Annotated in this window: 13 protein-coding genes; 1 reads left to right on the plus strand and 12 read right to left on the minus strand. The window is 31.7% G+C overall.

The window, feature by feature from the left end; all coding sequences use genetic code 11:
* Position 1: 1 nt before the first annotated feature.
* From HGPB_RS05575 to HGPB_RS05605, 7 genes are all read right to left on the minus strand, one after another.
* Positions 2 to 979, minus strand: a complete 978-nt coding sequence (locus HGPB_RS05575) for an ABC transporter ATP-binding protein (protein ID WP_019132726.1) — start codon at positions 977 to 979, stop codon at positions 2 to 4.
* Positions 972 to 1970: an ABC transporter ATP-binding protein gene (locus tag HGPB_RS05580; RefSeq protein WP_019132727.1), complete on the minus strand. Its 999-nt coding sequence runs from the start codon at positions 1968 to 1970 to the stop codon at positions 972 to 974. Before HGPB_RS05580 ends, HGPB_RS05575 begins: the two co-directional genes overlap by 8 nt.
* Before the next feature lie 8 nt (positions 1971 to 1978).
* Complete coding sequence (locus HGPB_RS05585; RefSeq protein WP_019132728.1) at positions 1979 to 2941, minus strand: ABC transporter permease; 963 nt, start codon at positions 2939 to 2941, stop codon at positions 1979 to 1981.
* Complete coding sequence (locus HGPB_RS05590) at positions 2941 to 3867, minus strand: ABC transporter permease (RefSeq protein ID WP_019132729.1); 927 nt, start codon at positions 3865 to 3867, stop codon at positions 2941 to 2943. Before HGPB_RS05590 ends, HGPB_RS05585 begins: the two co-directional genes overlap by 1 nt.
* 62 nt (positions 3868 to 3929) lie before the next feature.
* Positions 3930 to 5747 carry a peptide ABC transporter substrate-binding protein gene (locus HGPB_RS05595; RefSeq protein WP_019132730.1) on the minus strand — a complete coding sequence of 606 codons (1818 nt, stop codon included), beginning with the start codon at positions 5745 to 5747 and terminating at the stop codon, positions 3930 to 3932.
* Between the two features lie 270 nt (positions 5748 to 6017).
* Complete coding sequence (gene secA, locus HGPB_RS05600; RefSeq protein ID WP_019132731.1) at positions 6018 to 8759, minus strand: preprotein translocase subunit SecA; 2742 nt, start codon at positions 8757 to 8759, stop codon at positions 6018 to 6020.
* Between the two features lie 84 nt (positions 8760 to 8843).
* A complete protein-coding gene (locus HGPB_RS05605) occupies positions 8844 to 10100 on the minus strand; it encodes an SLC13 family permease (protein WP_019132732.1) in 1257 nt (418 codons plus the stop codon).
* Positions 10101 to 10595: 495 nt separating this feature from the next.
* On the opposite strand from HGPB_RS05605, the gene HGPB_RS05610 reads away from it, so the two are divergent.
* A complete protein-coding gene (locus tag HGPB_RS05610; RefSeq protein WP_036738343.1) occupies positions 10596 to 11231 on the plus strand; it encodes a DUF6198 family protein in 636 nt (211 codons plus the stop codon).
* Between the two features lie 22 nt (positions 11232 to 11253).
* On the opposite strand, the gene HGPB_RS05615 is transcribed toward HGPB_RS05610, so the two are convergent.
* Genes HGPB_RS05615 through HGPB_RS05635 form a run of 5 tightly spaced genes read right to left on the minus strand, consistent with a single transcriptional unit; the run spans position 11254 to position 16218 of the window.
* Complete coding sequence (locus HGPB_RS05615; RefSeq protein WP_036738347.1) at positions 11254 to 11964, minus strand: DNA alkylation repair protein; 711 nt, start codon at positions 11962 to 11964, stop codon at positions 11254 to 11256.
* On the minus strand, positions 11954 to 13792 hold the full coding sequence (locus HGPB_RS05620) for an ATP-binding protein (protein ID WP_019132735.1): 1839 nt from the start codon (positions 13790 to 13792) through the stop codon (positions 11954 to 11956). The genes HGPB_RS05615 and HGPB_RS05620 overlap by 11 nt, the downstream gene beginning before the upstream one ends.
* Complete coding sequence (locus HGPB_RS05625) at positions 13789 to 14733, minus strand: DNA double-strand break repair nuclease NurA (RefSeq protein WP_019132736.1); 945 nt, start codon at positions 14731 to 14733, stop codon at positions 13789 to 13791. Before HGPB_RS05625 ends, HGPB_RS05620 begins: the two co-directional genes overlap by 4 nt.
* Entirely contained in the window at positions 14726 to 15529 is an 804-nt protein-coding gene (gene rsmI, locus HGPB_RS05630) for a 16S rRNA (cytidine(1402)-2'-O)-methyltransferase (RefSeq protein ID WP_019132737.1), read from the minus strand. Before rsmI ends, HGPB_RS05625 begins: the two co-directional genes overlap by 8 nt.
* Positions 15526 to 16218, minus strand: a complete 693-nt coding sequence (locus HGPB_RS05635; protein ID WP_019132738.1) for a tRNA1(Val) (adenine(37)-N6)-methyltransferase — start codon at positions 16216 to 16218, stop codon at positions 15526 to 15528. The genes rsmI and HGPB_RS05635 overlap by 4 nt, the downstream gene beginning before the upstream one ends.
* Positions 16219 to 16284 lie beyond the last annotated feature (66 nt).

Raw genomic sequence — 16284 nt, forward strand, 5'->3', positions numbered from 1 at the left:
TTTACTTAACTAAATGGCAGGCAACAAAGTGATCTTTTTCTACTTCTATAAATTCAGGCTTTGATTGTCTACAAATATCTTGAACTTTAGAACACCTATCAGCAAATGGACATGCATCTGGTGGATCAATCGGACTTGGTACCTCTCCTTTTAGAATAATTCTGTGTTTTTCTCTTTGTATTTTTGGATCAGGAATTGGTATAGCAGATAATAATGCTATTGTATAAGGATGTAGAGGATTTGCATATAGTTCATCAGAACTTGCAACTTCCATCATATTTCCTAAATACATTACTCCAACTCTGTCTGATATATATTTTACCATTGATAAATCGTGAGCTATAAATAAGTAAGTCAGATTCATCTTTTCTTGTAATTCTATAAGAATATTTATAACCTGTGCTTGTATAGATACATCTAGTGCAGATATAGGTTCATCACAAACTATAAATTTAGGCTTTACAGCTAAAGCTCTAGCAACACCAACACGTTGTCTCTGTCCTCCAGAGAACTCATGTGGAAATCTAGAAGCATGTTCTTCTGATAAACCTACTAGTCTTAATAATTCAAAAACTCTTTCTTGTTTTTCTTTTGAGTCTTTGCACATATGATATATTTCTAAAGGTTCAGCTATAATTTCTTCGACAGTCATACGTGGGTCAAGTGATGCATATGGATCTTGGAAAATAAACTGAAAATCTTTTCTCATTTGTCTTAGTTCATTTTGACTAACTTTGAAAATATCTTTTCCATCAAAAAACATTTCTCCGCCAGTTGGTTCCAAAAGCTTAGTAATTGTTCTACCTGTTGTAGACTTACCACAACCAGATTCACCAACTAATCCAAATGTCTCCCCTGCATATATATCAAAACTTATATTATCTACTGCTTTTAAGGTGCCTTCTTTTACATTAAAATATTTTTTTATATTTCTTGCACTTATTAAAGGAGTTTTTGTTTTATCTACTTCTCTACGCATTTTTACCTCCTTCTGGACCAAATTCATGGTATAACCAACACCTGCATAAATGTCCTGGATCATGTTCGGTTATAGGAGGAACATTATCTTTACATACGCGCATAGCTTGATCGCATCTTTCGTAGAATGGACATCCCTTAGGTGGTATATATAAATCTGGAGGAGTTCCCTTTATAGAATGAAGTTTATCATTTCTATCCATTTCTAATTTAGGTAATGAAGCTAATAATTTTTTAGTGTATGGATGCTTTGTATTATAGAATATTTCATTTGTTGATCCTTCTTCCATAATTTGTCCAGCATACATTACTTCTACTCTATTACTCATATCAGCTACAACTCCTAGGTCGTGAGTGATAAGTATTATACTCATGCCAAATTCATTTTGAAGTTTTTTCATTAACTCAAGAATTTGAGCTTGGACTGTTACATCAAGTGCTGTTGTTGGCTCATCTGCAATAAGTAATTTTGGTTTCATTATCATTGCTATTGCAATCATAACACGTTGACGCATACCTCCAGAAAACTCATGAGGATATTGGTTAATTCTGGTAGACGCACGTGGAACTGAAACCATTTCAAGTATATTAATGGCTCTTTTCTTAGCTTCGTCATGAGAAATATTTTCATGTCTTAAAAGACCTTCCATTATTTGCTTTCCAACTTTCATTGTTGGGTTTAGTGAAGTCATAGGATCTTGAAATACCATAGATATATCATTTCCTCTGATAGCTCTCATTTCCTTATCAGTTTTTTTAATTATATCTTCACCTTGAAATAATATTTCTCCACCCTTATAAAAAGCTGGTGGATCTGGAAGAAGTTTCATTATTGAATTTGCTGTAACACTCTTACCACAGCCTGATTCTCCTACTATTGCAACAGTTTGAGAACTAGGAACATTAAATGATATTCCTCTTACAGCTTCAACTTCTCCAAAGAAAGTCTTAAATGATACCTGTAAATTTTTTACTTCTAATATATTTGTCATCTCTAGCCTCACTTTCTTAGTCTTGGGTCAAGAGCATCACGTAATCCATCGCCTAGAACATTAAAGCCAAACATAATTAATGAAATCATTATAGCTGGCATAAGCACTTGATATCCAAGTCCTATCGCTAAAACTTCAATACCAGAGTTTGCCAAGTTACCTAGTGAAGGTAATGGATCTTGTAATCCCAATGATACAAAGGAAAGTGTAGCTTCAGAGAATATAGCTCTTGGAATTATAAGCGTTAAATTTACTAATATTGGACCTAATGTATTAGGTAGGATATGTTTAAATAATATCCATTTTCCCTTAGCTCCCATTGACTTAGCAGCCATTACATATTCCGATTCTTTTAAAGATAAAACTTGTCCTCTAACTAAAATCGCTGTTGGTATCCAACCAGAAATTGTCAAGGCAAGAATTATTACACCAAGTGATGTTCCAGAACCAGATTCTGAAAAAACAACTGAAAGTAAGATTACCATTAGTAGGTATGGGATTGCATAGATAATTTCTGCTATACGCATCATTATTGTATCCACTTTTCCGTGGTTCATTCCCGCAATACCACCATATAATACACCTATAGTGATATTAATAAAGGCAGCTAAAAATCCAATAAGTAATGAATATCTAGCACCATAAGTTACTCTTGTAAATAAATCCCTACCAAGAGAGTCTGTACCAAACCAAAATTGTGAATTTGGACTTATATTAGTATTTATCATATCCATTTGATAGTACTTATATGGTCTAATCATTGGTCCAACAATTGCAAAGATTACCATTATAATTATGATAACTAAACCTGACATAGCAAGCTTATTTGCTTTTAGTCTTCTCCATACATCTTCCCAGTAATTGATGGTGGGTCTTCTAATCTTTTCAGCATCTAAATTATCTTTATTAACTGGTTGAAACATTTCTGGACTTGGTTGAAAATTTATTTTTTCATTATTTAATTTATCCATCAGTTTTTACCCCCAGTCAATTTAATTCTTGGATCAATAAACACATAAGCAATATCTACTATAAGAAGCATAAGAACTAAAACTATACCATAAAATACTGTTGTTCCCATGATTAATGTGTAGTCCCTGTCTGTTATAGATTTTATGAAGAATCTACCTAGACCTGGTATACCGAATATTTTTTCAACTACAAAAGATCCTACTAGTACGTCAGTTGCTATTGTTCCTAGTGATGAAACAACTGGTAATATAGAGTTTCTTATAGCGTGTTTAAGAATTACTGCTGATTTTTTAAGACCTTTACTTCTCGCAGTCTTCATGTAATCTTGGTTTAATACCTCTAACATAGAAGATCTCATAAGTCTTGCTATTTGAGCAGTTGGCATTAAACATAGAGCTATGGACGGAAGAATAGTGTGCTTAAATGTTCCCCATCCACTAATTGGTATAGATGTATTCTTAGCAACAAATTGTATAAGAATAGTACCCATTATAAATGAAGGTACTGATATCCCTATCAAAGCAAATATCATACATATGTAATCTGGTGCTTTGTTTTGATAAATTGCAGCTAAAGATCCCAACAATACTCCAACTATTACTGCATATAGTAAGGCTTGTAAGCCTAGTCTTAATGAAACAGGAAAACCTCTTGCAATCATTTCATTTACTGTTTCAGTTTTTGATTTCATACTTTCGCCAAAATCAAATCTAGCAATATTTTTTAAATAAATAATATATTGTTCCCCTGTAGATTTGTCTAGCCCATATCTAACTCTTAAATTCTGATAAACTGTCGCTGGAATTTTACCTTCTTGTTGTAAAGGATTACCTGGTACAGCATGCATTAGAAAAAAAGTAAGGGTTATGATAAAAAAGATTGTTAGAATGGACATTCCTAGTCTTTTTGTTATAAACTTTAACATTTCATATCCTTTCTAGCTTAAATTAAAGAAACCCCAAAAAGGGGTTCCTCTAATCAAGATTTTTATTCTGCCATCTCAGCATAAGTTAATACTGGATATTGTAGAAGTGGTTTGTAAATGCCCTTTACATTTTCATTAACAAAATATGGTTGTGTATAGAAATAAAGTGGAACTATAGGCATATCTTCCATTAATATTTTTTCTGCTTCTTTCATTGAATCCATACGAACCTTTTGGTCTGGACTTTGAATAGCAGTTTTTATTAATTCATCATATTTTGGATTTGAATAACCTGAATCATTGAATGATCCGCCAGTTACAAATAAATCCATCATAGTCATTGGATCTGAATAGTCTCCAACCCATCCAGCACGGCTGATGTCAAAGTCATGAGCTTTTTCACGTGCAAGTTTTACGTTGAAGTCAACATTTTCTAGTTGAACGTCTACTCCTAGAGTTTGTTTCCACATTTGTTGTACAGCTTGTGCTATTTTTTTGTGTGCTTCGTCTGTATTGTAAAGAAGAACTTTACCATTAACATCTGCAACAGTTAAACCTTCTTCTTCTAATCCTTTTTCGAATAAAGCTTTTGCTTCTTCTGGATCAAATTTTAAGAAGTTTTCACTGCCATCTCTAAATTCTTTACCAGCTTCATCCATTAATCCATAAGGTACCATACCTTCTGCTGGAATTTGTCCACCCTTAGTAATATTTTCGCATAGGCTCTTTCTATCTAACGCTAGAGAGAATGCTTTTCTAATATTAACATTTGTGAATGGGTTCTTTTCACTTTCTTTTGGAATATTGTTTAGGTTGTAGTAGTAAGTTCCTACTTGTTTACCAATAACAAGAATTGGATCTTCTTCAGTGAATTTTTGTGCTACAACTTCTTGAGGTGGGTCTACTTCAATCCAGTATTTACCACTATCAAAGTTTTGGAAAGCAGTGTTTGAATCTTCAAGTATATCCCAAGTTATTCCTGCAAGTTTAACTTTATCAGCGTTAAACCAATTTTCGTTTTTAACAACTTCTATCTTACTGTCATGTTCCCAACTTTGTAGTTTGAAAGCACCGTTTGATACGTGTGTTTCAGCATCTGTTGCCCAGTCTGGGTTTTCTTCAACTACTTTTTGGTTAACTGGATATAAAGTATAGAAAGCAGTTAGGTCACTAAAGTATGGAGTAGGGTTTTCAAGTGTTACTTCTAAAGTAGTATCATCTACTGCTTTAACTCCTACTTCAGCTCTAGCATCTGCTAGCCATTTTTCATAAACAGCTTGAGCTTTTTCATCATCTGATTTTCCGTCAACATCAAGACCAGTTAAATCTGCATCTGTGTATGTAACTTCATGATCAACTTCTTTAGTATCATTACCTGCATCATCTTTTACATAATAAATACCTGGTTTTTCAACTGAGTTATAAGCTTCTCCACCTTTTACGTAGTAAAGTTGGTAAGCATATGTTGAAGCTGTTTCAGGATCAAGAACTCTTAACCATGAGAATTCAAAATCTTTTGCTGTTACAGGATCTCCATTAGACCATTTCATACCATCTTTAATTTTGAAAGTATAGTGTAAACCGTCTTCAGAGATTTCTGGCATTTCAGCCATACCTGAAACAAGGTTTCCTTCTTCATCATAAGCTAATAAACCTGTAAATAGGTGATTTAAAATCCAAGATTCATGAGTACCTTGAGCTAATGCTGGGTCTAATGTTCCTGGTTCAGATTTATTTGCAGTATAAAGTATTTGACCTGATGAACTACTATCTGCTTCTGCGCCTTTTGATGTGTTAGCAGAATTTTTTTCGCCACATCCAGTTAGAACTAATGCTAAAACTAAGATTAGTCCTGCAAGGCTTTTGACTTTTTTAAACATTACAATTCCTCCTATATATAATTTTAATAAATTTTACCATATATTTATTATTTTTGCAACACGCTAAAGCGTATCTTATTTAAAAATAACGTGTATAATATGAGAAAAGCACATATATAGTGTGTCATAATAAAGATTATTATACCTGTATATATGTGCTTCTATTCATACTTTTATCTCGTTTTGTTAAATTTTAATTTGAAAACAAACAAATATGATGTTTTTTTAATATTTTTTTCAATTTATCAGAGCAAATCGTAAAAATATTTTCTATTGTCTTTTGCCGTGACAGTTTTTATATTTTTTGCCGCTACCGCATGGACATGGATCATTTCTGCCAATTTTCTTTTCTTTTTTTACATAAGGTTTTTGTTTTCCATCATCAGGGTTTACTGTTTCAATTTCTTTAGCAACCCTAACTCTTTGCATATTGTCTGGATTTTGAACGTGGAAAAGCATTTTCACTGTATCCTCTTTGATGTATTCATTCATTTCTTCGAACATATCAAAGCCTTCTTGTGAGTAGGCACGAACTGGGTCTACTTGTCCTACTGCTCTTAGACCAATACCTTTTCTAAGTTGGTCCATAGCATCTATGTGGTCCATCCATTTTTGATCGACAACTTGTAGTAGAACAATTCTTTCTACTTCTCTAAATTTATCTTTTTCAAATTCAGCTTCTTTTTCTTCATATTTAGCAAGAGCTTTTTCTGTTAAAGATTCTTTAACACTTTCAACATCTTTTTTGTCTATTGAATCTATAAAACCCTCTTCAAATCCAAATACACTTGTGCCAAATTGTTCAAGCCCTTCAAAGTCAATATGACGTTTGTTATCGTGGTCCATTTTATTGTAGAAGTCTACATTTTTAGAAATTACATCTTCTATCATAACTAAGATATCATCTTTTATATCTTCGCCTTCTAGAACTTTTCTTCTTTCTCCATAGATTACTTCTCTTTGTTTATTCATTACATCGTCATATTGAAGTACATTCTTTCTTATGGAGAAGTTATTTCCTTCTACTTTTCTTTGTGCTGATTCTATAAGTCTTGTTAATATTTTTGCTTCGATTGGTTCATCGTCTGGCGCATTTATTTTTTCCATTGTTGCCTTAAACCTATCTCCAGCAAACAGTCTAATTAAATCATCGTCGCCTGATATAAAGAATTTTGTAGAACCTGGGTCTCCTTGACGACCTGAACGACCTCTTAATTGGTTGTCAATTCTTCTTGATTCGTGTCTTTCTGTACCAATTATGTGAAGTCCGCCTGCTTCTAGAACTTTTTTAGCTTCTTCGTCTGTTTCTACTTTATATTTAGCTAGTAGTTCTTGGTATTTTTTTCTAGCTTCTAATATTTCTTGGTCATCTGTTTCGTTGTAGGAGTCAACTTGTTGAAGAACTTCATCTTCATATCCTTGTCTTTTTAGGTCTTCTTTTGCCATATAACCTGGGTTACCACCTAGTACGATATCAGTACCACGGCCCGCCATGTTTGTTGCAATTGTTACTGCATTATACCTACCTGCTTGAGCTACAATTTCAGATTCTTGAGCGTGCTTTTTAGCATTAAGTACATTGTGTTTAATTCCTGCTCTTTTTAATAATTTGGATAATTGTTCTGATTTTTCGATTGAAATTGTACCAACAAGGACTGGTTGCCCTTTTGCATGAGCTTCTTTTATTTCTTCTACAACTGCATTAAATTTAGCATCTTCATTTTTATAGATCGCATCGTTGTTGTCTTCTCTTATTACAGGTCTATTTGTAGGGATTTCTATAACATCTATATTGTAGATATCTCTAAATTCTTCTTCTTCTGTTAAAGCAGTACCTGTCATACCCGCTAGTTTTTTATACATTCTGAAATAGTTTTGGAAGGTTATTGTTGCAAGTGTTTTGGATTCAGCCTTAACTGTAAGTCCTTCTTTTGCTTCAATCGCTTGGTGTAGACCTTCTGAGTAACGTCTACCATACATAAGTCTTCCTGTAAATTCATCTACTATTATGATTTCACCGTTTTCATCGACAACATAGTCTATGTCTTTTTTCATGTTTCCTCTAGCTTTTAAAGCTTGATTGATGTGGTGAGATATTTCCATGTTTTCAAGGTCTGATAAGTTATCTATATTGAAATAATTTTCTGCTTTTTCTATACCGTTTGGAGTTAGTGTAGATGTTTTTTGTTTTTCATCAATAACAAAATCAACAGTTTCTTCTTCAAATTCTCTGTTAAATCTTTCTAGGTTTGATTCTTCTTCTGTTTTAACCCTAAATGATAAGCTATCTACAAAGTTTTTAGCCCTTACATATAGATCAGTTGATTCATCACCTTGACCTGAAATAATAAGTGGTGTTCTAGCTTCATCAATTAATATTGAGTCAACTTCGTCGACTATACAATAGTTTAGAGGTCTTTGAACCATTTCTCTTTTATAGATAACCATGTTATCTCTTAGATAATCAAAGCCAAACTCGTTGTTAGTTCCGTAAGTTATATCAGCATTGTAGGCTTTTTGTCTAGCTTCTTGGTCCATATCGTGTAATATACAGCCTACGCTTAGTCCTAAGAATTCATATACCTTGCCCATCCAATCCTTATCACGTTCTGCTAAGTAATCATTTACTGTTACAACATGGACTCCGTCTCCAGAAATGGCATTTAAATAAGCAGGTAGGGTTGCAACTAAAGTTTTACCTTCACCTGTTTTCATTTCTGCAATTCTTCCTTGGTGTAAAACTATACCACCAATGATTTGCACTCTAAAATGCTTCATTCCTAAAACTCTATCTGAAGCCTCTCTCATAACTGCAAATGCTTCAACTAATAAATCATCTAGGCTTTCACCTTTTTTATATCTATCTTTAAACTCTTGAGTTTTTGCTTTTAATTCTTGATCGCTAAGTTTTTGCATCTCATTATCCAATGCTATAACTTTATCAACCAATGGATTAATCTTTTTTAATTCTCTTTGACTATAAGATCCAAAAACCTTACTAAATATCCCCATTTCGCACATCCTTCCTTTTCAAAACTCTATTTTAACATTAATATTAATAATCTTCAATTTCAAATGCTCATATTTGTCATATTTTTATCTAAATATCAAAGAATATATACCTATATAGGATAATATCATTTCTATTAATATTATAAACAAAGCAAGGAAAAGAAGCTCCATAAATAATTTATTTTGCGAAAAATCTTTAGAAATCCTGTCATCTGTAGAAACTGCACTCATTACAAGAGCTCCTGCTGTTGTAAACGGACTCAGTCCTGTGAAAGTTCCTCCGACTATAACCATTGATATTAGTTCACTTGTAAAGTTTGGATCATTAAAACTAGATGTAATTTCTAAAACCATTGGAACTAGAGTTGGAAAAACTACTCCTAAACCTGATGCAAAAAAAGAAATAGTGTTTGCAAAAAATAAAACAATTGGACCAGCATTTTGCTTATTTATGCTATTCGATAATTTATCAGCCATAAATTTCACTCCGCCAGAAGAAATAACTATATTCATAAGCATTCCTACTCCTAATACAAGTAGTATTACTCCCCAAGGAATTTTTTTAATTGCTTCTTTTTCATCGCCTATATTTAATAAGCCTAGTAAGGATCCCATTGCAAAAGCAGTAAGTCCAACATTTGTATGAAAAACAATAACAGATATTATAAGTATTAAAAGTGTGATTAGTGATATTATATGTTCTTTTTTAAAACTTGTTTTTTCTAATTCATGATCACTTTTATAATCTAATCTCCAACCCTTATAGTAAATAAAAACTACAAGTGAAATTACAAAAGCTGTAAGTATTCCTGATAGATAAAATTTTATATCAGGAGCTGGCTCAAAATCTTTTAAAAGTCCATGAACTACTGCATAGTCTGGCGTAAGAGGACTCATTCTTGCTCCCATTGCTCCGCACTGCCCAATTATTGATAACATAACTGGATTATGGCCAGTTGACATGGCAATTGGCACTGCCAAAACTGGAATTACTGCAAGTAGTGGGAGAGGTCCTGGACCAATTGAAGATAAAAAAGCTCCTATAATAAAAATTACAAGAGGTACTATGTATTTATGTTTTCCAAATAAATATACAAGCTTATTTGCACTAATACTTAGAGTTTTATTATCTGTAAGTATTGCAAAATAAAAAGAAACTCCTGCCATTGTTATAAAAATATTTGCAGAAAAAGCTTCAATAATTATTTTCTCATCAAGTTTAAAAATAGTAGCAATAATCAAACTAGCTCCAAGAGCTAGGATCCCCATATTTAATTTTTTTATAAATCCTATTACTATTACAAGTAACAAACTAATTAGTGAAATAATAGCGAGTTCCATTATAAACACCTCCCTTTTGTAAAATAATCTCTAATAAGTTTTTACACTAAAAAAGAAGCTTTAAAACTTCTTTTAATCAAATCTTTAAATATTCTAATAATTTTTAATTTACATGTAAAAACTACTTATAAATAAATTTTTTTCTTTTAAACTCAATCATTTTTATTAAGCCTTTTAAAAAGCTCTAACTATTGCAATAAATTGACAATATATTTTTATTGTGATAAAATCGGTCTGTAAGAATCGGTAGTTATCAATACTTAATACTTGTATTGGTATTTTTATCTGATGTTAACAATAGCGATAAAGAGCCTTGTGAAGGCCTGATGTGGTCTTTATCAAACAGGCTAAAAAGTTTGTTATTTCTCAGAGTTTTTCAAAAAATCAAAAACAATAAAGCATCACTACCCTATAAGATTGCCTTTTAGATTTCTAAAGCAATCTTTTTTTGGTCATATTATTAAAGTAATTTAATATGGAGGTGTTTTTTTAGTTTTGATTAGTAAAACTATGAGAAGATTATCGATAGGAAGATCGACATTTTTAAGAATTTTAATTGGCTGTATGATTATGGCTTTTACCGTTGTAAATATTCATATACCATCTGGTGTAACTGAGGGTGGGATTTTAGGATTAACCTTGTTTTTCTATAAGGTTTTTGATCTTAATCCTTCTATAATAAGTCCAATACTAGACTTCATTTGCTTTGCAATTGGTATATCAATGTTTGGTAAAAATTTCTTAAAGAAAACCATTTTTGCTTCTTTGCTATTTGCTTTATTTTATAAAGTATTTTTACAAATTGGCACACTTATTCCAAATCTTTACAATTATCCTGTTCTTGCTGCCATACTCGGTGGTATAGGAATTGGAGTTGGATGTGGGCTTGTTGTTTCAGAAGGTGGAGCTGCTGGCGGAGACGATGCCTTAGCTTTAGTTCTTGCAAATAAATTAGATGTAAATATTTCAAAGGCCTATGTTGCAACAGATTTTGTTGTACTTGCACTTTCGCTTGTTTATATTCCATTTGGAAGAATCGCATTTTCAATGCTAACAACTGTTGTTTCATCTTTTATTATTGGTCAATTTGAAGTTGATTTAGCAAGCAGCAAACAAGGTCAAACAATTTAATTTAAATTAAAAAGAGCTATTACTAGCTCTTATTTTTTTGCATTCTTATTCTTTTTAAGTTTTCTTTTCTATCCTTATCGACCTGTCGTGAGTCCAAGGCTTTTCTAATTGACATGGAAAAGACAAAATCTGAAAGATCATTTTCTTCTAAATATTTTATAGAAAAATTGTAGTGATGGATTATCACATAGCTCATATACCAAGCTATTGCCATATTTAGATAATATTCCTGGCTATGAATTTTCATTATCTTGTCAAATAAATCCATATCAAGTTCTTCTTTTAAATAAAATTTTAAAGATGAAACTATGGCAAATCTTTTTACATAGGTCTTGTCTGAGTCTAAAAGTTTTAAAATATAATCTTTTGTTTTTTCCTTTTCTTTTTTAAATAAGGCTGGCGATAAACTATCGCAAGTTGCCCAATTATCTATATATTTTAAAAAATCATCTAGGTCTTTAATTAAGCTAGAATAATCTTTTTCCCTTTCTACAATGAAGGCGTGAAGCTGGTTTTCCTCATAGTATTTATGGGGTAAGTCTTTTAAAAAGATATCGACTTTCTCGTCTTTACTCAAGGTCCTTGCATATTTTCTCAATATATTTGTTCTAACTCCAATTATTGATTCACTATCAATGTTTGGAATTATTTTTGCTGTAAATTCTTTATAACCTTCATCTTTTTTGCTAAATAAAAATTCTCTTATATATTCTATATATTTTTTATTCATCATTTAACTTATATTGTTCCCAAATTCCACTATCATCAATTTTTAATATACCTGCTATTACCATCTCATCTAATTTGATTTGAAGCTGATCTACACTATAGGACATAGAGTATTTTGTCCTGAGTTCAGAGCTTAGTTCCATTAAATTTCCCTCATCAAGTGGTAAATATTCTTTTATACAAGATAAAAATTCATCATAGGACCTGTTTCTTGTTTGTGACAATTCATCAAAAGGATTTTCCTTATGAGGAGATCTTGTGTGAGCCGCTCTTATCCTAACATAGGACGACCTGCCTAATTTTGCAGATGATATAAATACATCACCTGTGGTCAGATATGGTAATCTTTTTGATTCATCAATGCTGATATCAGTTTCTTCTTTTATTGTATCTATGTCTGATGCTCTTACTGTTCTAAAAATAAATTTTGTATTTAATTGAGCTGTTGTTGTTTCATCTAAAAGAGTTGGTCTTTGTGTCGCTAATATTAAAAATACCCCGTACTTTCTTCCTTCTTGGGCTATTTCTTTTATTATTGATTTTGACGGAGTTTCAAAGCCCTTTGGTGCAAAATTGTGGGCTTCATCAGTTACTATAATAAATGGTGGGAAAAAATCTTCTTTTCCTCCAATAAAAACAGATTCCCTGTATTGCCTTCTTAATTTATATAATTTTTCTAGTAAAAATGTAGAAAATACTTGGATCAAACGGGTTGATCCTCTAACTACAATTAATTTTCCAGATTTTATGTTGTCTATGATGCTGTTGATGTCGTGGTTGAAAACTCCTTCATTTGCAAGTTTTACAAGTCTCCACCTAACTCCTCTTACAGATGCTTGAGGGCAAGACTTGTCATACTTTTCATAAATTCGCTTTTTCTCTTCCCATTCTTTTTCTTCTGTTTGATTTTCTGCATAAGCTATTTTGTTTTCTATGTTTTCTAAAGAACCTTGGTCTTGTGCATCTAAAAGGTCATCTATTCTCTTTAAAAAAGTCCCATAAGTGTCGTTTCTTTTTAAAATTGTTCCAACAACATTTTCCATGGACTCTGTCAAATGAGAAGATGTATTTAATAAGCTTATAAGCTCGCTTATGTTTAAATCTTGAAATTTAATTCCAGTATCTAAACCGATCTGCATGCAGACATATTTATCTGCATATGTTTTTGCAAATTTTGATTCTGACTTTTCAGAAAAATCCATTTCGTAATGTGGATCAAGTACAATTGTTGGTATATTTTTTTGCATCAATTCTTCTAAAATAACTCTTAATCCAAAACTTTTACCAGATCCTGATCCTCCAAATATTCCAATATGAGGATATTCATGCATGGCCTTATAATCAAAAATATAGGGAATATCTTTTTGTTCTATGTAGGAATCATCTTCATAAATATCCAATATATTTTTTAAATCATCATCCATATCTTTTGTTAAGTCATCTGAATTTCTGATGCTACCTAGTAGAAGTCCTTGGTCAAGTTTTGTTGGAGCAATTATCTTTTTTACTTCATGAAATTTAGGAACTCTCACACTAGATCCTGTCAAGATAGGATATTGTGCTTCTTTTAATAATCTGACCTTTGCTATATAAATTGTTTCCTGATCAATGTCATAGCCCATAACTTTTAATGATTCTAAAACTGAGGAGTCTACAAAATCTCCACCAATATCAAGTGGTATGAACCTATTAAAAGTCTTAGCTTCTACAACTTCTCCTATTAGATTTCCTTGTTCCTGATCTTCGATTATTAATATTTCATTCATCCTAAAGTTTCTATCTCTAGATCCTATAAAAAGTTCTTGGGCTGTTGTTAAACCGACAACTTTCATAAGCTCCTCCTATCTCTTTCACTTATAAAAAATCTTTCGTATATATCTCTATCCATATATTCTTCTAGCATAGATTTCATAAATTGGTCTGTAACTCTTACTTCTTTATCAACTATATCAAGCCATAGTGGCACTCCCCTTGAATTGTAGGGAGTTAAACTATAAACAAGATTTGCAGCATCCTTAATATATTTTTTTTGCTCAGATAAAATATCTATTCCAATTGCCATGGCTGAATTTGATGTTCTTAAAAAGCCTGATGATAATTCTCCTTCGTTTTCACCTGATTTTTTGTTAAAAGCATCATCTATTAAAATAAAATCTCCAATATTTAATTTCCCATACAGGAGTTCCCTGTCAAATATGCTTTCATCAACTCCAATTGCTCTTGAAATAACATTGGTCTTTAATTCTTTTAAGACTCCAATTAAGATAATATCTTTTTCCTTGCAAAGATCTACTAACTTTTCAAAGCCTTCCTTGTAGTCGATTTTATATCTTATCAGACCGCCATCCATCATAAGTAATCTTGGTTTTACTTCATTTATAGCTTGAATTGCAACATCAACTTCAATCGCTGCGAGCATTTGCCTTCTTTTAGACTGCTCCACATCAATTTCTATATTGTCTGTAAGTGGGGTGTAATACCTATTTAAATAGATATCTTCTCCCTTTGTTGGTTTTGCCAGGGCCCTATATAGTTCTATATAGTGAGGGAAGTTTCCCCCCATCTTATTGACCGATCCATCAACTCCAACAACTATTCCAAAATTCTTTAGCTGGTCTTCTTTTAATTTTTCAAGCTTTGAAATTTCTCCAATCTTTTTTAATATGTCTTCTCTAAAGTCTTCCTTGCTAGACTTGAAGAAACTATCATACTTGTCTTTTAAGTTTTTATTTATTTCTTTGATTTCATTTTCTATTTCTAAAAAATTATTCATCTTGGACCTCTAAACTCATCTTATAAAGTTCATTTTTTGAAATATTATATTCTTTTGCTATTTCTTTTACTGCTTGTGATTTCTTCATGCCAGAATTTATCCTATCTCTTAGTATTTCTTGGATATTTACTTCTTCTTTTTCTTCTGCCTTATCTACCACAATGACAAACTCGCCCTTTTCTTTTATTTCAGAAGCAAGTATTTCTCTTACCTTTCCTCTTTTTGTTTCTTCAAAAAGTTTTGTTATTTCTCTTGATACAGAGATTTGCCTATCTCCAAAAATATCTAGCAAGTCCTCTAACATAGATTTTACCCTGTGTGGTGATTCATAAAATATAAGGGTAAATGGAAAATCTTTTAAAGATTCTAATTCTTTTTTTCTTGCAGAAGCTTTTTGTTCCAAAAATCCGTAGAATAAAAAATGTTCGCTGTCTAGTCCTGAAAGCAAAAGTGCTGATAGACCTGCATTTGCTCCTGGCACAACAGTAAATTCAATTTCTTCTTCTATTAATTTTTTTATAAGAACTTCTCCTGGATCACTTATAACCGGCATGCCCGCATCTGAAATTATGGCAATATCATTTTCTCTTGCAAGCTTTATTATTTCTTCTGATACTTGGGCTTCGTTAAATTTATGGTAGGAAATTAATTTCTTTTTTATTCCATATTTATTAAGTAATTTTAGGCTGACCCTGGTGTCTTCGCAGGCAATTATGTCTACTGATTTTAAAGTTTCTATCGCCCTTAAACTTATATCTTCAATATTTCCTATTGGAGTTGCACAAAAATATATCATATCTTTTCATAAACCTCTCTTAAGTCCTTGCTGATTTCGTCACCTTCATAGAGTAAAAAATCTTTTTCAAAAAAGTAACCTCTTTTGGCAAATTTAACTCCTTCTATTAAAACTAATTTTACCCTATCATCTTTTCTAGTTTTTACAAACCTAAGTCTTTTGACTTCTATTTTTTTATTTATTAAAAATTCAAAAACATCTATCATCCTAGTTGCTGGGACAACTATGTAGATCCTGCCCAAATCTTTTAAAAGATCTGCTCCTGTATTAATAAAAATATCAAGAGCATCTACTCCGTATCTAGCAAGGTCGTCTGATTCTTTTATTGATCTTAAACCATTGTTATAATAAGGTGGATTCATAAATACACAATCAAAACTATGTTTTTCAAAAAAACCTCTTGCTCCTTCTACATCAAGTAAATAATTTTTTATTTTATCTTCTAGTTTATTTGCCTTGACCGATTGGTTTATAAGTTCTATGGCTCTTTTATTTATATCAATATTTGTAAAAGATTTGACTTTATCAATAAGTCTTAGAGATATTATTCCTGTTCCACAACCTAGGTCTAGACACTTGTCCTTTGCTCTAGCAAACGAAGATAATATTAATGAGTCTGTTGTATATTTAAAAGCACTTTCATCTTGGTAAATTTTATAATTATTTGCTGGTACATAATCTATTTTCATATATTTATTATAACATTAGGAAAATAATATACTAAAAAAATAAGCCCTAGATTTTATTAGACCTAA

Source organism: Peptoniphilus obesi ph1 (genome assembly GCF_000311865.1).
GTDB lineage: Bacteria > Bacillota > Clostridia > Tissierellales > Peptoniphilaceae > Peptoniphilus_E > Peptoniphilus_E obesi.

Coding starts and splice junctions, on each gene's coding strand:
- HGPB_RS05575 (WP_019132726.1), bottom strand. CDS start 979: ATGCGTAGAGAAGTAGATAAAACAAAAACTCCTTTAATAAGTGCAAGA.
- HGPB_RS05580 (WP_019132727.1), bottom strand. CDS start 1,970: ATGACAAATATATTAGAAGTAAAAAATTTACAGGTATCATTTAAGACT.
- HGPB_RS05585 (WP_019132728.1), bottom strand. CDS start 2,941: ATGGATAAATTAAATAATGAAAAAATAAATTTTCAACCAAGTCCAGAA.
- HGPB_RS05590 (WP_019132729.1), bottom strand. CDS start 3,867: ATGTTAAAGTTTATAACAAAAAGACTAGGAATGTCCATTCTAACAATC.
- HGPB_RS05595 (WP_019132730.1), bottom strand. CDS start 5,747: ATGTTTAAAAAAGTCAAAAGCCTTGCAGGACTAATCTTAGTTTTAGCA.
- secA (WP_019132731.1), bottom strand. CDS start 8,759: ATGGGGATATTTAGTAAGGTTTTTGGATCTTATAGTCAAAGAGAATTA.
- HGPB_RS05605 (WP_019132732.1), bottom strand. CDS start 10,100: ATGGAACTCGCTATTATTTCACTAATTAGTTTGTTACTTGTAATAGTA.
- HGPB_RS05615 (WP_036738347.1), bottom strand. CDS start 11,964: ATGATGAATAAAAAATATATAGAATATATAAGAGAATTTTTATTTAGC.
- HGPB_RS05620 (WP_019132735.1), bottom strand. CDS start 13,792: ATGAAAGTTGTCGGTTTAACAACAGCCCAAGAACTTTTTATAGGATCT.
- HGPB_RS05625 (WP_019132736.1), bottom strand. CDS start 14,733: ATGAATAATTTTTTAGAAATAGAAAATGAAATCAAAGAAATAAATAAA.
- rsmI (WP_019132737.1), bottom strand. CDS start 15,529: ATGATATATTTTTGTGCAACTCCAATAGGAAATATTGAAGATATAAGT.
- HGPB_RS05635 (WP_019132738.1), bottom strand. CDS start 16,218: ATGAAAATAGATTATGTACCAGCAAATAATTATAAAATTTACCAAGAT.